The organism is Candidatus Omnitrophota bacterium (genome assembly GCA_016929445.1).
GTDB lineage: Bacteria > Omnitrophota > Gorgyraeia > JAFGIU01 > JAFGIU01 > JAFGIU01.
Window position 1 is genome coordinate 1 of record JAFGIU010000018.1, and the last position, 19,709, is coordinate 19,709.

20 protein-coding genes are annotated in these 19,709 nt (G+C 56.7%); all 20 read left to right on the plus strand.

The genetic code is table 11. The features are described from left to right. A partial coding sequence (locus JW937_02020; GenBank protein ID MBN1586188.1) for a nicotinate-nucleotide adenylyltransferase occupies window positions 1-657 on the plus strand: 657 nt, incomplete at its 5' end. Window positions 658-688: 31 nt separating this feature from the next. Then, on the plus strand, window positions 689-1,660 hold the full coding sequence (corA, locus tag JW937_02025) for a magnesium/cobalt transporter CorA (protein MBN1586189.1): 972 nt from the start codon (window positions 689-691) through the stop codon (window positions 1,658-1,660). A gap of 117 nt (window positions 1,661-1,777) precedes the next feature. After that, window positions 1,778-1,930 (plus strand): hypothetical protein, encoded by a 153-nt coding sequence (locus tag JW937_02030; GenBank protein MBN1586190.1) that lies wholly within the window; start codon window positions 1,778-1,780, stop codon window positions 1,928-1,930. Between the two features lie 28 nt (window positions 1,931-1,958). Beyond that, entirely contained in the window at window positions 1,959-2,303 is a 345-nt protein-coding gene (rsfS, locus tag JW937_02035) for a ribosome silencing factor (protein ID MBN1586191.1), read from the plus strand. Window positions 2,304-2,312: 9 nt separating this feature from the next. Then, window positions 2,313-3,986, plus strand: a complete 1,674-nt coding sequence (locus JW937_02040) for an arginine--tRNA ligase (GenBank protein MBN1586192.1) — start codon at window positions 2,313-2,315, stop codon at window positions 3,984-3,986. A gap of 10 nt (window positions 3,987-3,996) precedes the next feature. Beyond that, complete coding sequence (gene mfd, locus JW937_02045; protein MBN1586193.1) at window positions 3,997-5,907, plus strand: transcription-repair coupling factor; 1,911 nt, start codon at window positions 3,997-3,999, stop codon at window positions 5,905-5,907. 2 nt (window positions 5,908-5,909) lie between these two features. Continuing rightward, window positions 5,910-6,878, plus strand: coding sequence for a peptidyl-prolyl cis-trans isomerase (locus JW937_02050; GenBank protein ID MBN1586194.1), 969 nt, complete (start codon window positions 5,910-5,912; stop codon window positions 6,876-6,878). Then, window positions 6,878-7,858 (plus strand): 4-hydroxythreonine-4-phosphate dehydrogenase PdxA, encoded by a 981-nt coding sequence (gene pdxA / locus JW937_02055; GenBank protein ID MBN1586195.1) that lies wholly within the window; start codon window positions 6,878-6,880, stop codon window positions 7,856-7,858. Before JW937_02050 ends, pdxA begins: the two co-directional genes overlap by 1 nt. Next, complete coding sequence (rsmA, locus tag JW937_02060) at window positions 7,804-8,727, plus strand: ribosomal RNA small subunit methyltransferase A (GenBank protein ID MBN1586196.1); 924 nt, start codon at window positions 7,804-7,806, stop codon at window positions 8,725-8,727. Before pdxA ends, rsmA begins: the two co-directional genes overlap by 55 nt. Before the next feature lie 19 nt (window positions 8,728-8,746). Continuing rightward, complete coding sequence (gene gatC / locus JW937_02065; protein MBN1586197.1) at window positions 8,747-9,040, plus strand: Asp-tRNA(Asn)/Glu-tRNA(Gln) amidotransferase subunit GatC; 294 nt, start codon at window positions 8,747-8,749, stop codon at window positions 9,038-9,040. A gap of 3 nt (window positions 9,041-9,043) precedes the next feature. Next, a complete protein-coding gene (gene gatA / locus JW937_02070) occupies window positions 9,044-10,504 on the plus strand; it encodes an Asp-tRNA(Asn)/Glu-tRNA(Gln) amidotransferase subunit GatA (protein ID MBN1586198.1) in 1,461 nt (486 codons plus the stop codon). Next, window positions 10,474-11,937: an Asp-tRNA(Asn)/Glu-tRNA(Gln) amidotransferase subunit GatB gene (gatB, locus tag JW937_02075; GenBank protein MBN1586199.1), complete on the plus strand. Its 1,464-nt coding sequence runs from the start codon at window positions 10,474-10,476 to the stop codon at window positions 11,935-11,937. Before gatA ends, gatB begins: the two co-directional genes overlap by 31 nt. 18 nt (window positions 11,938-11,955) lie before the next feature. Next, window positions 11,956-13,272: a S41 family peptidase gene (locus JW937_02080; GenBank protein MBN1586200.1), complete on the plus strand. Its 1,317-nt coding sequence runs from the start codon at window positions 11,956-11,958 to the stop codon at window positions 13,270-13,272. A gap of 37 nt (window positions 13,273-13,309) precedes the next feature. Beyond that, window positions 13,310-14,383, plus strand: coding sequence for a tRNA (adenosine(37)-N6)-threonylcarbamoyltransferase complex transferase subunit TsaD (gene tsaD / locus JW937_02085; protein MBN1586201.1), 1,074 nt, complete (start codon window positions 13,310-13,312; stop codon window positions 14,381-14,383). A gap of 93 nt (window positions 14,384-14,476) precedes the next feature. After that, on the plus strand, window positions 14,477-15,016 hold the full coding sequence (locus JW937_02090; GenBank protein ID MBN1586202.1) for a polymer-forming cytoskeletal protein: 540 nt from the start codon (window positions 14,477-14,479) through the stop codon (window positions 15,014-15,016). A 59-nt stretch (window positions 15,017-15,075) separates the two neighbouring features. After that, window positions 15,076-15,453 carry a helix-turn-helix domain-containing protein gene (locus tag JW937_02095; GenBank protein ID MBN1586203.1) on the plus strand — a complete coding sequence of 126 codons (378 nt, stop codon included), beginning with the start codon at window positions 15,076-15,078 and terminating at the stop codon, window positions 15,451-15,453. Between the two features lie 15 nt (window positions 15,454-15,468). Then, a complete protein-coding gene (tadA, locus tag JW937_02100; GenBank protein ID MBN1586204.1) occupies window positions 15,469-17,214 on the plus strand; it encodes a Flp pilus assembly complex ATPase component TadA in 1,746 nt (581 codons plus the stop codon). Then, window positions 17,207-18,904, plus strand: a complete 1,698-nt coding sequence (locus JW937_02105) for a type II/IV secretion system protein (protein ID MBN1586205.1) — start codon at window positions 17,207-17,209, stop codon at window positions 18,902-18,904. The genes tadA and JW937_02105 overlap by 8 nt, the downstream gene beginning before the upstream one ends. A gap of 188 nt (window positions 18,905-19,092) precedes the next feature. Then, a complete protein-coding gene (locus JW937_02110; GenBank protein ID MBN1586206.1) occupies window positions 19,093-19,542 on the plus strand; it encodes a type II secretion system protein GspG in 450 nt (149 codons plus the stop codon). Between the two features lie 19 nt (window positions 19,543-19,561). Continuing rightward, window positions 19,562-19,709 (plus strand): prepilin-type N-terminal cleavage/methylation domain-containing protein (locus JW937_02115; GenBank protein ID MBN1586207.1); only part of this gene is annotated, 148 nt, incomplete at its 3' end.

The following is a 19,709-nucleotide window of genomic DNA, read 5'->3' on the forward strand; positions in this document are numbered from 1 at the left end:
CGCCCGCGGCCCGATGGGTCTGGAGGAACTGACGATTTACAAATATTTGATTCGTGGGACCGGGCAGATCCGTCCATGAGTCCGGTCAAGCGCCTCGGGGTCCTGGGTGGAACCTTTAGCCCGATTCACTTCGGGCATCTGTCCTTGGCAGACCAGCTTTCCAAGGCCCTGAAGCTGGATGAAGTGCTTTTTATGCCTGCCTTCATCCCGCCGCTCAAGAAGGATCTGGAGGTTCTGCCTCCTGAACACCGGGTGGCCATGGTGGAGTTGGGGGTCCAGGCCTATCCCAAGTTCCGGGTCTCCCGCTTGGAGATTGATGCGAAAGGCGTCTCCTATACCGTACACACTCTGCGCCGCTTGCGCGAAGAACTTCCGGCCGGGACAGAGCTTTTCTTTTTGGCAGGCACGGATGTATTGCGTTCCTTGGACCGGTGGTACAGGCGGGAAGAGGTCTTGAGCCTGGCGCAATTTGTGGTCGGAATCCGGCCCGGTTTTGAGGCTGAACCGATTCCTTCAGGTGTGCGCCTGGTGGAGATTGAAGCGAAGCGGGTGTCCTCGACCGAAATCCGGACTCGCATTGCCAAAGGGGAGTCGACGGAAACCTTGATTCCTCAAGTGGTAAGGGATTATATTGATCGGAATGGTTTTTACCGCTAGCCCGGATATTTTTTGAGACAGGAGTACACGCATGGTTCGATGCTGTGCAATCAACAAAGACGGTGTATACGAGGAGTTCACGGATGAGAACCGCATCACCGAACTCCTAAGTATTCCCGAGGCCTTGATCTGGGCAGATGTCGACCGTCCGGCAGAGGACGATATCGAAATTCTCCTCAACCGTTTTGGTCTGCACCCTCTTACGGTTGAAGATATTATTCTGCCCAATGCTCGTCCCAAGGCGGAGAACTTCGACAAATATCTTTTTGTAGTGTTGCACGCGATCGGCCAGGAGTCTGTGTCAGGCGGAGAGATGGAACCCATCGAACTGGATATTTGTGTGGGAGGAAATTTTGTGATTACGGCCCACTCCACGGCATTACGCTGTGTTGATTTCAATTGGGAGCGTTTTGCAAAGGGTTCGCCGAATATGAGGCGCGGCACGGACTTTCTTTTTCACTCCATTGCCGATGCGGTGGTGGATCACTATTTCCCCATTGTGGACCATCTGGATGAACAGACCGACAAGCTCGAAGACAAGCTTTTTGAAGACCCGGATCCTGAGGACCTCACGAAGCTCCACGACCTGCGCAAGCAGGCCATGGTCCTGCGCCGGATTATCGGCCCCCAAAGGGACCTGGTGAGTTCCTTGCTTAGAGGAGATTTTCGCTGGATCCGGCCGGCTGTCTACATGTACTTGAGGGACGTTCATGACCACCTGGTGCGCTTGCACGATCTGGTGGACGCCAGCCGGGAATTGATCGCAGGGTCCTTGGACACCTATGTTTCGGTGACTTCGAACCGTTTGAATGAAATTATGAAGGTGCTCGCGGTTATTGCCACGATGATGATGCCCCTCACTTTAATTACGGGTATTTACGGAATGAACTTCGCAAATATGCCGGAACTCCATCACCCTTGGGGATATCCCTTGGTTTGGGTCCTCATGGCCGCGGTCGCGGGCGGGATGTTTTTGTACTTTAAGAAGCAAAACTGGTTCTGACCGGCATCAGGAACGGGTCCGGGCTTCAGTTGACAGGCTTTTTTCAAGTATGCTAGCGTGATTGAGATCATTCACCCCCCGCAAGCGGGATTTGGGCGGGTTAGCTTGGAGGAAATTATGTCTGAAGAAGCATATTGCGTGAAATGCAAGGCCAAGAAGCAAATGCAGGATACTGAGCGCGTTACTATGAAGAATGGGCGTCCCGCCATGAAGGGCAAGTGCCCGGACTGTGGCACTGGTATGTATAAGATTCTCAAGCCCGGCTCCTAGACGTTTGGTGGCAAGAACGACTCAGGAGATTGGCGCCAAAGAAAAAGCCATTTTGTTCGCCGAGGCCTTGTCTGACAAGAAGGCAGTTGACCTTCTGGTTCTAGACTTGACCTCGGCGGCCACATTTACGGACTACTTCGTTATTTCAACCGGCACATCCCCGACCCATCTTAAGGCCATGTCCGACAATGCGGGCAAGGTCGCCGGCGAGAAGGGAATCAAAGGGGGGCACGTTGAGGGGTTCCAGGAAGCGGTTTGGATTCTCCAGGACTTCGGCAACGTGGTGATCCATCTGTTCTCCAAGGAGGCAAGAGAGTACTACAGCTTGGAGAGGCTCTGGGGAGATGTGCCCAGACTTCCCGTTAACCCGTAGAGTGCTCCCGTGCGTCCTTCAAATCTTGAAATAGGTCTGGAACAAATACTGTGCCGTGTGCTCGCGGACTCGGGTTATACCGAGGATTCCACTCCTATCCCTATCCAACTCGAAATTCCTAAGGTGCCCAGCCACGGGGATCTGACCACGAATGTGGCCATGCGTCTAGCCAAGGTTGCGCACAAAGCACCCACGCAACTGGCCGGGGAAATCGCTGCTGCCCTGCAGCAACAGCTGGGGAATGCGGGTTTGGCCGGGGCGGTGCGCGAAATCAAAGTGCAGCCGCCCGGATTCATCAATTTCTGGTTGAGCGACACGGCCTTGTATCAGACCCTGTTCTCCATCCTCGACTTTCCTGAAGAATACGGAAAGGTTCCTGTCAAAGCGCCCGTTACCCTGGTGGAGTATGTGAGCGCCAATCCCACGGGCCCCATGACTGTGGCCCATGGCCGCCAGGCTGCTTTTGGGGATGCCTTGGCGCGCATTCTGGAATTCCTCGAAATTCCCGTGACGCGTGAATACTATGTCAATGACGAAGGCCGCCAGATCGGACTCCTGGGTGAATCCGTATTGGCCCGCGCGCTTGAGCTCCAGGGCCGGACCCTCTCCTTGCCCGAGGACGGCTACCAGGGTGAATACATCGTGGACGTGGCCAAAGATCTCCTGAAGGATCATCCGGAGTGGGTTAAGGCGGGCAAGCCGGAGCTCGCCCGGATATCCAGGTTTGCCGTGGAGCATATTCTCAAAGGGATCCGGGAAGACCTGGAGGTCTTTAGGGTCGGATTTGATCAATGGACCTGGCAGTCCGGATTCCGCGAGTCCGGGGAGCTTCAAGGGAGTTTGGATACCCTGAAAGAGGCAGGTCATATTTTTGAAGAAGAAGGGGCTCTCTGGTTCCGGTCCACGGCTTTTGGGGACGACAAGGACCGGGTTGTGGTGCGCGCCAATGGAGACAGCACCTACCTTGCCTCGGATATTGCCTACCACAGGCAAAAACTCCAGCGAGGTTTTGAGCGCATGGTGGATGTGTGGGGGCCGGACCACCACGGTTATATTGCGCGCATCAAGGCCTGTATTGAGGCATTCGGCCAGGATCCCAAGGCCCTGAACGTAATCCTGGTCCAGCTTTGTTCGCTTTTCCGCAAAGGCCAGCCGGTTCGTATGTCCACCCGGGCAGGGGAGTTTGTCACTCTGAGAGAGCTGGTAGACGAGGTGGGTGTGGATGCCGCGCGTTTCTTTTATTTGATGCGCAAGGCAGATGCGCATCTGAATTTTGATTTGGAGCTGGCCAAGGAGCGCAGCCTGGAAAATCCGGTCTACTACATCCAATACGCTCATGCGCGTATCTGCGGGATTTTGGAACGCAATGCGGGCGCGGCGTCCGTGGCGCCCGGTGAGATCGAGTATTCCCTATTGCAGGAGGAAGTGGAGGTCGCAATCCTGCGCCGCATGCGGGAGTTTCCGCATTCCTTGCGTGTGGCTGCCGGGGACTTGGAGCCCTTCCAGATTATTCCCTACCTACAGGACCTGGCAGGTCTGTTTCACCGTTTCTACGACCGGCACCGGGTTGTGACTGAGGACCCTGCCTTGACTGCTGCCCGCTGTGCGTTGATCCGCGGAGTGCGTTCGGTTCTTGCGCGCGGCCTGGATCTTCTGGGAGTGGGTGCTCCGGAAACGATGTGAGGACTCCCTGATGTCCTTCGAATCGGTCGAATTTCATTGCGGACAAGAGTTGGATATGCAGGAAGCTCTCCGCCGGATGGTGAAGCTGGGCTTTGAGCGTGTGCAGGCTGTGTCTGAGCCCGGGGATGTGGCTTTGCGCGGGGGTGTGGTCGACGTGTTTCCCGCCGATTTCGAATTGCCGGTGCGCGTGGAGTTTGACGGCGATACGGTGGCCACTCTTCGCAGCTTCCGGATGGACACGGGCGAGCCTGTAGACAATCACGACATGCTTGTGGTGCTTCCGTATTTTCGCCCGGGAGCCAAGGCGCGTTCGCTGGAATTCCTGGCCTTGGAAGAAACTCCGGTGGAGCAGTTTGTGGATCTGCGCCGGGGAGACCTGGCTGTGCACATGGATCACGGAATCGGGCGCTATCTGGGGCGCAAGAAGCTCCGTGAAAAAGCCGGGCACGAGTCGGACCACATGATTCTGGAGTACGCGGACAAGGACCGGCTTTATGTGCCTTCACACCAGGCCCATTTGGTCCAGAAGTACATCGGTTTTGAAGGCAAGTCTCCCAAGCTCCACAAGCTGGGCGGCAAGGCTTGGGATCGCACCAAGGACAGGGTGCGGGACAGCCTGCGCGCGTATGCGACTGAGCTTTTGCACCTGCAGGCTTTGCGCCAGACCATGGAGGGTTTTCAGACCAGTGCGGACACGGACTGGCAGCGGGAGTTTGAAGAGAGTTTTCCTTATGAGGAAACCGCGGATCAGATCCGTTCTTCCATGGAGGTCAAGCGGGATATGGAGTCCCCGCAACCTATGGACAGGCTTATTTGCGGGGATGTGGGGTACGGCAAGACGGAAGTAGCTCTGAGAGCGGCCTTCAAGGTGGTGATGGACAACCGCCAGGTGGCCATGCTCGTGCCTACGACGATTCTGGCCGAGCAGCACTTTCGCTCATTTACAGACCGGCTCAAGCATTTGCCGATTAATGTGCAGATGCTCAGTCGTTTTCGCACGGCTTCGGAACAGGCGGATACTGTCAAAGGTTTGGCGGATGGGCGGGTTGATATGGTGATCGGCACGCACCGGCTTTTTTCCCCGGATGTGCAGTTCAAGAATCTGGGGCTGGTGATCATTGACGAGGAACAGCGCTTTGGGGTGGAGCACAAAGAACGCCTGAAACGTATGCGTCTCATGGTGGATATTCTCACCCTGACAGCCACTCCGATCCCCCGCACTCTGTATATGGGGTTGACCGGATTGAGAGATTTGTCTTTGGTCAATACTCCGCCTGAGAAGCGCAGGCCTGTGAAGACGGAGGTCTTCGAAGACTCGGACTCCATTCTCAAAGAGGCCTTTGAACGGGAACTCAATCGGGGCGGCCAGACATTTTTTGTGCACAACCGTGTCAAAGGGATTGAGTCGATCGTGCGCCGTGTGTCCAGGCTGGTTCCGGAGGCGAGGGTGGGCGCGGCCCACGGGCAGATGCCGGCGCGTCTGTTGGAAGCGCAGATGCAGAAGTTTGTGCGCGGGGAGCTGGATATCCTGGTTTGTACCACGATCATTGAATCGGGAATTGATATTCCCAATGCCAACACTCTTTTGGTCAATCGTGCCGATGCATTTGGTCTGGCGGATCTCTACCAATTGCGCGGGCGTGTAGGGCGCTTTGACCGCCAGGCCTATGCTTATTTTTTGATTCCCCGGGGGGCGGTATTGACCGCAGATTCCCAGCGCCGGCTCGATGCGATCCAGGAACACACGGATTTGGGGGCGGGGTTCAAAATTGCCATGGAAGACATGCAAATCCGGGGTGTGGGAAATCTACTGGGCACAGAGCAGAGCGGGCACGTCGAAGCCTTGGGTTTTGATTTATACTGTCGGTTGTTGAGAGCGGTTGTGCACAAGCTAAAGGACAATAAGGCGGGAGATACTTGATCATGCGAAAACTTCTTGGATTATGGCTTGGGTTGTTGGTTTTGGGGTCCGGACTTGCGCAGGCAGCGACTCTGGACCGCATTGTGGCGGTGGTTAACGACGAGATCATTACCGAACGGGAGGTTCAGAGAATTCTCGTACCCGTCTATGAACAGCTCAAAGCGCAGGTTCCCTCAGAGCATCTTGAGCGCGAGTTTGAAATAGCGCGCGAGCGGGTGATCAAGAATCTGATTGATGACAAACTGCTCACGGGAGAAGCCAAACGTTTGGGGATAGAACCCGCAGAAGACAAGGTGGACGCCAAAGTCGAGGAAGCAAAAAAATCCTTTGGCTCTCCGGAACAATTTGAGCTGGCGATCGAGCGCGAGGGGATCACCGAAAAAGAGCTGCGCATGCAGATCATCGACGCCATGCGCCGCAAGCAGCTTGTGGAGCAGGTTGTGGTGGGGCAGGTCCGCGTATCCCCCGCCCAAATCAACCAGTATTATGAGGATAACAAGGAAAGTTTTCGCACCTCGGGCGAGTGGCATATGCGTATGCTTGTGTTGGGGCCGACTGCGGAACGGGATTCCGAACAAACGCTTCTTGTTGCAAAGGAGATCCATAAGCTTTTGGAACAAGGCGAGGACTTTGCCTCTCTGGCCAGGGAATACAGCCAGGGACCGAAGGTCGAAGAGGGAGGGGATTTGGGATGGGTGGATCCCACGACCCTAAGGAGGGAGATCCGCGAAGGCTCTGCGTCCTTGACTCCGGGGGAATATTCCGGGCTCATAGAAATGGAGGGCAAGTGGGTCATTACCTTTCTGGAAGAGCGCCGGGACGGCCGGATTGTGACCCTGGACCAGGCAACCCCGCAAATCCGTGATCATCTTTTTGAAGAACAATTCCGCGTAGAGCTGGAAACGTGGTTGAACAAGCTCAAGAGCGAAGCGTATGTGGATATCCGTGCTTCCGCTGCTGAGGAAGGCTGATGCCCAGGCGCTCCGGTCCTGTCCGGATCGGCATTACACTCGGGGATCCCGCAGGAGTGGGGCCGGAAGTCGTGGCCCGTTCTTTATCGGACCCGGCTGTTTCCGGAGCGGCGGAGTTCCGGATTATCGGGGATGCCGAGGTATGGAAGCGCGCTTGCCGGCGCCTGAGAATCGCGGTGCCGCCTCACCCGTTTGAGGATCTCCAAAATGTGGAAAGCCCCGTTCAGATGGGCCGGATGGAAGCTAAGTGCGGTCAGGCTTCTCTGCAATATCTCGACCGCGCCCTGGAACTTTGGAAGTCCGGAGAAATTGATGCTCTGGTGACCGCCCCCCTTTGCAAGGAGGCTGTGAATCTTTCGGGAGTTTCCTTTTCCGGGCACACCGGTTATCTGGCGCGGGCCTTGGGTGTTGATCTGCCGGTTATGGTTTTGGCAGGTGGAACCGTGCGTGTCATTTTGGTGACGGAGCATGTTCCTCTGCGGGAAGTCCCGGGCTTGATTTCAAAAGAACGCATTGTGCGGATGGTTCGCATTGCTGCGGCGGATTTGAAAGAGGCTTTTGGTTTGCGCCGCCGGCGCATTGCAGTGTGCGGTCTGAATCCCCATGCGGGCGAGGGGGGCTTGTTGGGAACCGAAGACAGAGATCTTGTGGCTCCCGCAGTCCGGTGCCTGAAGGAAGAAGGATTGGATGTGCACGGTCCCTTTCCCTCAGACGGAATTTTTCCGGATGTGTACCAAGGCAAGTACGATGCCGTGGTCTGCATGTATCATGACCAAGGTTTGACGCCTCTCAAGATGGTTTTCCGGCAAGTCTCCGTGAACTGCACTTTTGGTTTGCCTTTTGTGCGTACTTCTCCGGCCCATGGCACTGCCTTTGATATTGCCGGCAAAGGAAAGGCCGATCCTCACTCCACCATGCAGGCTATTTGTACGGCTGCAGATTGGGCCGGCCGCCGCCGGGCCCGCAAACGCGCATGCTGACTCAATCCGGAGTCAAACAGCTCCTCAGCCGGTACCGCGTGCGTCCAAGCCGGCGAATGGGGCAAAACTTTTTTATCGATGCCAATGCGGCGCAGGCCCTGTTGCGTTATTGCCGGTACGCGGAGGGGGATCGTGTCCTGGAAATCGGTCCGGGTCTGGGGTCGATTACGGAACTCCTTTTGGAGACCGGGGCGCGGGTGGTGGCTGTGGAAAAGGATTACCGCTTGGCCAAGGCTCTGGAGGAACGCTTGGGCGCGCACCCGAATCTTCATCTGGTCACCGGGGACTTCCTGCGTCAGGACGCTCAGGCCCTGGTCCGGAATTTTGGAGAAGAGCCCGGGCCTGTTCGTGTGTTCGGAAACGTGCCCTATTGTGTGACCGGACCTCTTGTGGATCAACTGATCCGGGACCGTTGCCATTACTCTGAGGTGCACTTGACCGTGCAGAAAGAAGTGGCTGTGCGCTGGGCCGCGGGGCCCGGGGGCAAAGAGCTTGCAGCCTCCTCTTATATGATCCAGTGTTTTGCCGAGGTCGAGGTCTTGCACCGGCTTTCGCCGGGGGTCTTCTACCCAAAACCTGAGGTGGAGTCCGTTTTCTTGAGGCTCAAACTCCGGACCCAACCGCTGGTGGAAAATGAACTGCTTCCTCTGTGGACCGAGCTGGTGCGGCGCTCGTTTGCGCAGAGGCGGAAGAAATTGTTGAGCTCCTTGCAGGCAGTGCCCGAACCTCAGTGGACGCGCTCTGTGTGGCAGGAGGAATTGGAAAGGGCGCAGATCGATCCCAATGCCCGTCCCGAGGTTTTGAGTCTGGAGGATTTCATCCGGCTGGCCCGCACGATTGACAGGGCCTGCAAACGCTTGATATTGTGAAGGCACTAAAGGAGTTACGATGCCTCTTGAAGAAAGTCAGGTTCAACACGTCGCAAGACTGGCCCGCATCCGGCTCACCCCTGAAGAAATTCACGAAATGACCACGCAGCTCGACAAAATTGTCGGCTATGTGGGGGAACTTGATGGAGTGGATACGGCAGATGTGGAGCCCACCTTTCACGTTTTGCCGGTCCATAATGTGTTTCGTCCGGACGAGATCCAGGCTTCTCTGGATCCGGAGGCTGCGTTGGCCTCAGCGCCCAAGCGCTCTGGAACAAGTTTTCAAGTGCCTACCGTAATCGAAGAAGCCTAGAAGATGCCCACCTTTCAAAGTGGCTTAGAACTGCGGGATGCTCTGGCCAAAGGAGATCTCCGGCCCACAGAAGTCGTGGAAGGGGTTCTGGCCCGCATCCAGTCTGTGGACAGCCGGGTGGGGGCGTTTTTGCGCGTGTACGCAGACGCGGCGCGCCGGCGTGCGGCGGAACTGGAATCCACCGGCCCCAAAGGATTGCTCTGGGGTGTCCCTGTGGCCCTGAAAGATAATCTGTGCTGGGAGGGGAATGAGACAACCTGTGCCTCGCGCATTCTCGAAGGTTTCCGTCCTCCTTACAGCGCTTTTGTGGTGCGCCGGCTCCTGGAAGAGGGGGCTGTGCTCATGGGCCAGACCAACATGGATGAGTTCGCGTTCGGCAGTTCCACGGAAACCTCCGCTCTGGGGTCTACGGCCAATCCTTGGGACTTGGGAGCTGTGCCCGGCGGCTCGAGCGGCGGGTCTGCCGCGAGTGTGAGCGAGGGGGCTGTGCCCATTGCTCTGGGATCGGATACCGGGGGCTCGATCCGGCAACCCGCGTCTTTTTGCGGAGTCGTGGGACTCAAGCCCACTTATGGAAGGGTGTCTCGATCCGGATTGATTGCTTTTTCCTCCAGCATGGATCAGATCGGGCCGTTTTCGCGCACGGTGGGAGATTCAGCCTTGGCCTTGCAGGTGATTGCCGGTCATGATCCCGCGGATTCGACCTCGGTGAACCAAGGGGTGCCTGATTATTTGAAGGCTTTGGGCCAGGGTGTGGAGGGATTGCGCATCGGGATTCCTGCCGAGTATTTTTCCGAGGGTTTGAACCCGGAGGTAGAGGCGCGTGTGCGGGAATCCTTGGAACAACTTCGAAGTTTGGGGGCAGAAATTGTGGAAATCACCTTGCCGCACACCCGCTACGCGGTGAGCACGTATTATTTGACGGCTCCTGCAGAGGCCAGCTCCAATCTTGCCCGTTTTGACGGGGTGCAGTACGGCCTGCGTGTGGGGCAGGACGGAGGTCCGCCGAAGAATCTCCTGGATATGTACGAGTCCACCCGCGCGCAGGGATTTGGGGCCGAAGCTAAGCGGCGAATCCTGCTCGGCACCTACGCCCTGAGCACGGGGTATTATGATCAGTACTATCTCAAAGCCCAGAAGGTGCGTACCCTGATCCGGAAAGACTTTGAAGAGGCCTTCAAGCTCTGCGACTGTGTGGCCACGCCCACTTCACCGACTGTGGCCTTTAAGTTCGGAGAGCGCACCAAAGACCCTCTCTCCATGTATTTGTCCGACGTGTTCACGATTCCGGCGAATCTCTCCGGGGTCCCGGCAATTTCCATTCCGTGTGGGTTTGATGCCCAGGGATTGCCTGTGGGTCTGCAACTTTTGGCCCCTGCGTTTGGTGAGGAAATTCTTTTTAGAGTCGGCGATGCTTACGAACGGAGTTGCGAGTGGAGCAGCAAACAGCCGGATCTCTCGTAGGTCCGGAATTCGAAATTGTGATCGGACTGGAGGTCCATGTGCAGCTCTCGACCCGGAGCAAACTCTTCACGGCCTGTGCGACTTCTTTTGGAGAAGAACCCAATCATCGCGTGTGTGTCGTGAGCCTGGGGTTGCCCGGTTCACTGCCTGTACTCAATCGCGAGGCGTTGCATTCTTCTTTAAAGGTTGCGCTCGCTCTGAATTGCAAGATCGGCTCCTTCATCAAATTTGACCGCAAACACTATTTTTATCCGGACTTGCCTAAGGGGTATCAGATTTCACAGTATGACCAGCCTTTGGCCCAGCACGGTTGGGTTGAGATCTCTGCAGGGGAAGGCAGGCGGCGCATTGGCGTGACGCGTGTGCACATGGAAGAGGACGCCGGAAAGCTTGTGCACAGCGAAAAGGGCAAAGGAAGTTTGGTGGACTATAACCGGGCGGGCACTCCGCTTATCGAGATTGTGAGTGAACCGGATATGCGTTCGCCCGAGGAGGCCTATGCATACCTGCAGGCGCTCAAGAGCATTGTCAGTTACCTGAATGTATCCGACTGCAATATGGAAGAAGGCAGCTTGCGCTGTGATGCTAATATTTCTTTGAGACCCAGGGGGAGTGAAACTCTGGGAACGAAAACCGAGATCAAGAACCTGAACTCCTTTAAAGGGGTGCGGGCTTCTTTGGAGTACGAGGCGCAGCGCCAGGCCCAGGCTTTGCGCTCCGGACAGCTAATCATTCAGGAGACGCTGCTTTGGGACGCGGATCGCAATGTGACGCGCACGATGCGCACCAAGGAAGAAGCGCATGATTACCGGTATATGCCTGATCCGGATCTGCCGCCCGTGATTCTCGAAAACAGCTATATTGAGGAAACCCGGCAGACCTTGCCGGAGTTGCCCTATGACCGGCGCGAGCGTTTTGTGCGCGACTACCAGCTCAATGACTACGATGCCGGTGTGCTCACGCAGGAGCGGCAGCTTGCGGACTATTTTGAGGAAACGGTGAAAATTTTTGCGCAGCCCAAGAAGGTGTGTAATTGGGTGAGTACCGAGATGCTTGGGCTCCTCAATTTCAAGCACCTGGAGCTTTCGGAATTTAAAGTCAGCCCCGCGCAATTGGGCAGACTCCTCCAAATGTGGGAGGATGGGAGTGTTAACGGCAAGGTCGCCAAAGAAGTATACGCACAGATGGTTGAAAAGGGCGGCGACCCGGATAGGATTGTGGAAGAAAAAGGCCTGAGCCAGGTTTCGGATCAGAGCGCCTTGGAAGAGGCAGTTGCCAAGGCAATAGAAGAGAACCCAAAGGCCGTGGAAGATTTCAAGTCCGGGAACAAGAAGGCTGCCGGATTTTTCGTGGGGCAGGTGATGAAAATGACGCAGGGTAGGGGAAACCCGCAGATCATTACTCAGATCTTAAAAAACAAGTTGGACGGGTAAGTCTTGAGAGGAGGCCTTATGCGTAAAGTGATTACCGTCGTGGGAATGGTGTTGGGTGTGACGGTTCTCTTAGTTCAAGACGGCCTGGGGTTCGGACCCCGGGTTCGGGATGACGATAATTTCTATCAGGAGATCGAACTCTTTGCCGATGCCTTGAGCACGATCGAACAGGACTATGTGGATGAAATCACGGCCAAGGATCTCATCTACGGCGCGTTAAAGGGGATGCTCTCCTCACTGGACTCGCACAGCCAGTTCATGGATCCCGAAACCTACAAAGAAATCAAGGTAGAGACGGAAGGGGCCTTCGGGGGGTTGGGAATCGAGATTTCGATTCGCGACAGCCTGTTGACGATTATCAGTCCTATTTACGGCACGCCCGCCTACGAGGCGGGCCTTAAAGCCGGCGACCGGATTGTCAAAATCGAGGATGAGATCACCCGCGACATCACGCTCCTTGATGCGGTCAAAAAATTGCGCGGCAAACCGGGCTCGAAGGTGAAACTCACCGTGCTTCGCGAAGGAGAATCCGAACTCCTGGATTTCACGATCGTGCGCGACATTGTCAAGATTGAGAGTATCCGTGAGCCGCATATGCTGACCAAGAATATTGGTTATGTGCGCATCAATGAGTTCCAGGAAAAGACCTCGGAGGATTTGGAAGCGGCCCTCGCCACATTGACTGAGAGGGGCGCGGACAGTCTGATACTTGATCTGCGCAACAACCCGGGCGGTTTGTTGGACGTGGCCGTGGAAGTCTCCGAACAGTTTTTGGAGAAGAATCAGCTCATTGTGTCGACCGACGGCCGGCGTGCGAATCAAGATATGGAATTTCGCGCGCGCGGACGCGGCAGAAAATACCGATGGCCGGTGGTGGTTATGGTCAATGAGGGGAGTGCCAGCGGTTCTGAAATTGTTGCGGGCGCGATCCAAGATAATAAGCGCGGTCTGGTTGTGGGAACCAAGAGCTTCGGGAAGGGTTCGGTTCAGACAATTATCCCCTTGAGGGACGGTTCGGCCTTACGCTTGACGACCAGCAAGTACTACACCCCTTCGGGTGTGTGTATTCACGGAGAAGGGATTCATCCGGATATTGTGGTCGAGATGACGCCTCCTCCGGAAGAGGCAACGGAGGAGGAAACTCCTTCCGAGGGCCAGAAGGTTTTTGAGGAGATCGTTATTGAAGAAGGGATAGAGCCGCCGGAAGCGGAGGAGTATGCCTGGGACGAAGAGGCTACTGCCAAGGAACTGGCCCGGGATACCCAGTTGGCGCGGGCTGTGGATATTCTCCAGGGAATTCGAGTGTATAAGTCCTTTGGCCAGAATGCGGAATAGCCCTTTCTAGCCCGGGCCGGGGTCCTGGTTTAAAGCCATGATTGTTTTGGGGATTGAGACTTCTTGTGACGAGACGGCCGCTGCTGTGGTGGAGGATGGCCGTTGGGTCCGTTCCAGCGTTGTTGCCGCGAGCACGGATTTGCAGTCTGAGTTCGGGGGTGTGGTTCCCGAGCTCGCTTCCCGTTGCCATCTAAAGTGGATCCGGCCGGTACTGCGCAGAGCCTTGCGTGATGCCGGGGTCCCGCTCCAGGAGATCGGCCTTATTGCGGTGACCCAGGGCCCGGGGCTCGTGGGCGCCTTGATGGTGGGAGTTTCCTTGAGCAAAGGCCTGGCCTTGGGTTTGGGAATTCCGCTGATTGGCGTGCAACATCTCCAGGCGCATCTGTATGCGCCTTGTTTAGGTTCCAAAGACCCTTCGCGATTTTTCCCAGCTGTTGGCTTATTGGTTTCCGGGGGGCATACTTGTTTGCTGCTAATGAATAACCCGGCCGAAGCGCGGATTCTGGGGCAGACCCGGGACGATGCAGCGGGTGAGGCCTTTGACAAGGTAGCCCAGGCTTTAGGTCTCGGATATCCGGGCGGGCCTGCGGTGGAGGCCTGTGCTGCTGAGGGCAATGCATCGGCCTATGCCTTTCCCAGGGCGCGGGTGAGGGGCCGTCCCTTGGATTTTAGTTTTAGCGGGCTCAAGACGGCAGTACTCTATGAACTGCGTGATCGCTGGGGGATTCCCCTTGGGCCGGGGAGAGCGGACCCGGAGCTCCGGCGGAAAATCGCAAACCAAGACCGGGCGGATCTCTGCGCGAGCTTTCAGGAGGTTGTGGTTCAGACTTTGATATCCCAAACCTTGGAAGCTTGCGAGCGGGCGCGGGTCCGGACTCTGCTTGTGGGCGGAGGGGTTGCAGCCAACGGACGTTTGAGGGAGTGTCTGGATGCAGCCGCTGCGGAACACGGGCTTCAGCTTTTTGTGTCCGAACGCCGCTACTGTATCGACAATGCAGCCATGATAGCCGGCCTGGGGTATGCGCTCTATCGCTCCGGCAAGGGCGCGGGTCTGGACATGAGCCCTGATCCTCGGATGCCGTTTTTTGGCCTGGAGCCCGGTTCTATCTAAAGCTTGGCGCAGCAGGACCGGAGCTGTTGTATAATCACCACTGGATGGGAAATAGGTTCTTTCGGCAACGACTTAGGCAATTAGGAGGGACGCATGAAAAGGCGGGAGACCCATAGCGAGCCTGAAGAGAAGATCCTTGATGTGGATGCCAGTATCGAAGGCAAGATGATATTCAAGGATCCGGTAAATCTCCGTATCAACGGAAAGTTTCAGGGGGACTTGGATACGCGAGGGAGTCTTACTGTGGGGGAGCGAGCCGATGTGCGTGCGGATATAGTGGGCGAGGACATTACCATTGCCGGCAGGGTCGTTGGAGATGTGACCGCCCGGCGTCATTTGCAGCTCATTCCTCCTGCTGTTGTCGTGGGGATTATCAAGTCGCCGAACTTGACTGTTCAAAAAGGGGCCATCTTTCAAGGTGAGTGTCACATGCTCACCGAGGCCGGGCAGCGCTGGGCCCCGGATCCCACAATGTCCATTGAGGAAGTGGCCGAGTATTTAGAGGTTGATGTGTCTACCGTTGCAAAGTGGGCCGAAGAGAAACGGGTCCCTGGCAAGCAGGAAAACGGCATTTGGCTTTTCGACAAGACTAAGGTGGATGCGTGGGTCTCTAGTGAGAAGGTTAAGTCTTAGCCTGTATTTCGTCAGTTGAAAAGGGATTTTGAGTGCAACAGATAGAGCGAGATCAACTCATGGATGGTAGCGCCTGGACTGAGGGGGATGGCAAACTCCTAACCGAAGAGGAAGCGGCGGCGCTTTTGGAGATTGGTGTTGCGCAGCTTCGGGCCATGGTTGAAGAAGGGAAGTTGCCTGCTTATCAGATTGGCGGGACTTTTCTGCGCTTTCGTCGTGACCAGGTGGAGGCTTTGAAGGAGCCGTCGGAGCCGCAAGGGGAGACTTCTGAGGAGGGTGCTGTGGATTCGGATGTTTTTGGCTCTGAGGATTCCGAAGCACAGCCAAACCAATCGACGCTCTTGGATCGCGTGCTGGATTTGGTCTACTTCAATGACTTTTATCTGGTCTCCGTTGTTCTAATCCTGGCCTTGCTCTGCATCATTTTTCTCCGATAGCCTCGGAAGATAATATTGGAACTTCCAGATCGTATCATTCAGCTCCTGGAAAGCCTCGGCCTCATGCGGGCGGAGCAGCTCAATGAAGCGGTGCGCATTCAGGCCCGCTCCAATCAGCGGCTTTCCCAAGTCCTCCAACAGTTGGGTTACATCAAGGACGAGTCGGTGGAGCAATCCCTGGCTTCACAGCTCGACCTGCCTCCCACCCGTTTGCATATCCAAGACCTTGATCTGAGTTTGGCCAAGCGCATGGAATCTGCCTATGCCTATGAGCAGCGCGTGGTGCCGGTTGCGACCAAAGGCGACATGCTGGTTCTTGCGACAGACCGTCTCTTTAACGTGATGGCGGGTGCGACCTACAGCGAAGTGGCGGGGTCAGCCGTCAAGATGGTCTTTTCTTCAACCGCGGATTTGGATAAGGCTCTAAAACACCTCTATCCCGAGGGCAGTCTGCATGCGGCTGCGGACGCTGCGCCGATCGCGCCCTCTGCCAGAGCTCCGCAAGAACAGTCTGCCTCATTCGCCAAGGGGTCCATCCTCAAGAGAGCGATCGAGAGTGCAAATGAAGGCGAGGAGGGCCCGGTAATCCAACTGGTCAACTCCTTGGTCGAAGATGCGCTCGAACGCCGGGCAAGTGATATCCATTTGGAAGCCCTGGATGACGCGGTGCGAATCCGTTATCGCGTGGACGGAGTCTTGCAAGAGGTGCTCAATGCGCCAAAGCGTTTGCACGGCCCGATCAGCGGGCGTTTCAAAATCATGGCTTCGATGGATATTGCGGAGAAGCGTTTGCCTCAGGATGGGCGCGTCGCCTACCGGATTGCGCAGAAGAGTCTGGATATGCGGGTTTCCACTTTGCCGGGTTTGCATGGCGAGTGCATGGTGTTGCGGCTCTTGGAGCCCACCCGTGTTGTCAAGGACTTGTCCGAACTGTGTATGCGCAAGGCTGAGCTGGATGCCTTTGAGCAGGTTTTGGACCGGCCCTACGGCATGCTCCTGGTCACAGGGCCGACGGGGGGCGGGAAAACCACCACGCTTTATGCGGCCTTGCAGCGTCTCAATACTCCTAAAAAGAAGTTAATCACGGTCGAGGATCCGGTGGAGTACCAGATTGAAGGAATCAATCAAGTTCAGGTGCGCAATACAGTGGGCTTGGGTTTTGCCCAGGGCCTGCGTTCCATGCTGCGCCAGGCGCCTGACGTTATCATGGTGGGGGAAATCCGTGACTCGGAGACGGCGCAGATCTCCATACAGGCGGCGCTGACCGGGCATCTGGTGCTCAGCACCTTGCACACGAATGATGCGCCCGGGGCTGTGACGCGCTTGGTGGACATGGGAGTTCCTTCTTATTTGGTCGCAGCCACGGTCCAAGGAGTGGTGGCTCAGCGTTTGGTGCGCTCCCTTTGCCCGGAGTGCCGCGAGCCAAAGGATCCGAGCCTGGCTGAGAGGGCTTTGCTGGAAGAGGCGCTGGGCAGCGCTCCGCATGAGACGCAGCTCTGGAAAGCAAAAGGTTGCGAATCTTGTTTTGACACGGGCTATCTGGGCCGGATCGGGATTTTTGAACTCCTGGTGATGGATGAGCCCATGCGGGAGTTGGTTGTCAAGAAAGCCGGACGCATGGAGTACCGGAAGAGGGCTTTCGGGGGCAAGCTCAAGGACATGCGTGCGGATGGGATGTTCAAGGCTTTGGAGGGCAAGACCACCCTTGAGGAAGTGGTGCGTGTCACACAAGGCAACAATGCAGGAGATTGGAGTGGCTAAAGAGTCTGCGCGCAAAGAAGATTTGCTGGAGTTCCTCTTGAAGGAAGGTCTGTTGGACCGTCCCGGGCTTCAGCGAGTGCAAGAGGCGCAGACACAAACCGGGTCCTCAGTGGTGGAGGCAGTGTTGGAGCTGGGGCTGGTGCCCGAGGACAAGCTTGTCAGCGCGGTGGCGCGGCGTTCACGCGTGGAGGCGGTGGACCTCAACGAAGAACAGCCGGATCCGGAGGCTGTGAAATCTATGCCTGTGTCTGCAGCGCGCATGTACCGCGTTGTGCCCTTGCGCATCTCCGGTGTGGCCATTGTCGTCGGCATGGCAGAGCCGGATCAGCTCTCCATCCTGGACGATTTGCGTTTTGTCTGCGGCCGCCCTGTGGTGCCGGTGGCCTGTTCTCCGCGCCAGATCCAAAAGGCTCTGGGCGATCTTTACGGAGCGGAAGAGGCCAATCTGGGGGCGCTTTTGGGTGAGGCTACCAAAGCGGCGGAAAAGGGAGGCCTCAAGGAGTCCGAAGCTGCCGGCGGGGCGGGGGCAGGCTTGCACGTGGTCCAGCTTTTGGACGCTGTCATGCTTGAGGCCGTGAAGCAGCGGGCTTCGGACATTCACCTCGAGCCTTTTGAAACCAGCTTCCGGATTCGTTTGAGGATTGACGGATTTTGCCATCAAATCGCTACGGCGCCCTTGAGCCTGGCTCCGGTCATCAGCTCCAGAGTCAAGGTGATGGCGGGTTTGGATGTGGCGGAGAATCGCATCCCCCAGGACGGGCGCATCATGACCACCATCCAGGACCGTTCTGTTGACTTGCGTGTTTCCACCTTGCCGACCCTGGCGGGCGAGAGTGTGGTGATGAGGGTTTTGGATCGCGGTTCCGTGCAGTTGAATTTGATGGACACAGGCATGCCCAAGCTATTGCAGGAGCGCATTCATCAGCTGGCGAGTTTGCCGAATGGGATGGTTCTTGTGACGGGGCCGACGGGGAGCGGAAAGACGACTACGCTCTACGCGTGCCTTAAGCTTTTGAACAAGCCCGGAACAAAAATTATCACCACCGAGGATCCGGTTGAATACCAAATGCGCGGGGTCGTGCAGATCCCGGTGAATCCGAAAATCGAATTGCATTTTGCGCGCGTGTTGAGGCATATTCTCCGGCACGATCCGGACATTATCATGGTGGGAGAAATCCGTGATGAGGAAACCGCGCAGATCGCGGTTCAGGCCGCTCTTACGGGTCACCTGGTCCTGAGCACTCTGCACACCAATGATGCGCCCTCGACCATTACCCGCCTGGTGGATATGGGGGTTGAGCCCTATTTGCTCACCTCGGTCTTGCAGGGAATTGTGGCCCAGCGCCTGGTGCGCATGATTTGTTCCGAGTGCCGCCAAAAGGTGGAACCTGACGGACGGCGCATGCAGCTGCTGGGCCTGATGCCTCAAGATCTGGAGGGCAAAGTCTGGTACGAAGGTGCGGGTTGTGAATCCTGTGATCAGACCGGTTACCGGGGCCGTGTGGGAATTTTCGAACTCTTGGAACTGAACGAAGAACTGCGGAGTGCGGTTGCCACGGGCTGCAGTACCGGCGAACTCCGGAGTCTGGCCAAGGCCCAGGGTGTGGTCAGCCTGCGCGACGACGGGTTGCGTTGTGTTTACGAAGGCATTACCACCGTGGACGAGGTACTGCGGGCAACTCAAACTTAAGTCCGCATTGGGTGTCCACCGCAGTCCGTATAGGCGCCCACCCTGAGGAGCCGCGCAGCGGCGTCTCGAAGGGCACAAGTGGTGCCTGACACCCGGTCAACCGGAACATGAGCAATTCAGCCCAAAAAGGAGATTCCCGCTTGCGCGGGAATGACAGTATTTGACAGCAGTCCTTTAGGAGTTACGCCATGAGAAACCGCCGAAAAAATCGACACGCCTTTACTCTCGTAGAATTACTGGTCGTTGTCGCGATTATCACAATGTTGGCCGGGATGGTTTCAGCCGCGGCCATGAGTGCCCGCCGCCGCGCGGCCGTGACCAAGGCCAAATCCTTAATTGCCACACTGGAGACTGCCATTGCCATGTATGAAAGCGATACGGGCAAGTATCCTGAGAGCGGCATGGCCCAGCTGATTACTGAGCTGCAGGGGCCCTCCGGGGCGCGGGGATGGGATGGCCCGTACATGCGCTTTAAGCAGGATGACCTGGAGGGCGGGGTCTTGATTGATTCCTGGGGGGAACCCATCGAGTACAGCGCGCCCGGGGGAGCGGATCACGACCACCAGCACTATTTTGATCTGCGGTCAAAGGGCCTCGACAGGGAGGCCGGGAGTGCGGACGATCTGGTCAACTGGTAAGCCTCTTCAGAGGCAGCGGATGAACGGGTGCCAGGGATTCAGCCTCACCGAGGTTGTCGTGTCTTTGGCCATTGCGGCGATACTCATGGGGATGGCCATTCCCTTTTTCGGCAGTTGGACGGCCGGGGCTCGATTGGATGCTTCGGCCCGGGATTTGGCTTCGGCGC

Bases quoted from the DNA above. Each gene is read 5' to 3' on its own strand.
- JW937_02110 (MBN1586206.1), top strand. From the start codon at position 19,093: ATGAGAAACCGCCGAAAAAATCGACACGCCTTTACTCTCGTAGAATTA.
- corA (MBN1586189.1), top strand. From the start codon at position 689: ATGGTTCGATGCTGTGCAATCAACAAAGACGGTGTATACGAGGAGTTC.
- JW937_02030 (MBN1586190.1), top strand. From the start codon at position 1,778: ATGTCTGAAGAAGCATATTGCGTGAAATGCAAGGCCAAGAAGCAAATG.
- JW937_02050 (MBN1586194.1), top strand. From the start codon at position 5,910: ATGCGAAAACTTCTTGGATTATGGCTTGGGTTGTTGGTTTTGGGGTCC.
- JW937_02080 (MBN1586200.1), top strand. From the start codon at position 11,956: ATGCGTAAAGTGATTACCGTCGTGGGAATGGTGTTGGGTGTGACGGTT.
- gatC (MBN1586197.1), top strand. From the start codon at position 8,747: ATGCCTCTTGAAGAAAGTCAGGTTCAACACGTCGCAAGACTGGCCCGC.
- mfd (MBN1586193.1), top strand. From the start codon at position 3,997: ATGTCCTTCGAATCGGTCGAATTTCATTGCGGACAAGAGTTGGATATG.
- JW937_02090 (MBN1586202.1), top strand. From the start codon at position 14,477: ATGAAAAGGCGGGAGACCCATAGCGAGCCTGAAGAGAAGATCCTTGAT.
- JW937_02095 (MBN1586203.1), top strand. From the start codon at position 15,076: ATGGATGGTAGCGCCTGGACTGAGGGGGATGGCAAACTCCTAACCGAA.
- tsaD (MBN1586201.1), top strand. From the start codon at position 13,310: ATGATTGTTTTGGGGATTGAGACTTCTTGTGACGAGACGGCCGCTGCT.
- gatA (MBN1586198.1), top strand. From the start codon at position 9,044: ATGCCCACCTTTCAAAGTGGCTTAGAACTGCGGGATGCTCTGGCCAAA.
- pdxA (MBN1586195.1), top strand. From the start codon at position 6,878: ATGCCCAGGCGCTCCGGTCCTGTCCGGATCGGCATTACACTCGGGGAT.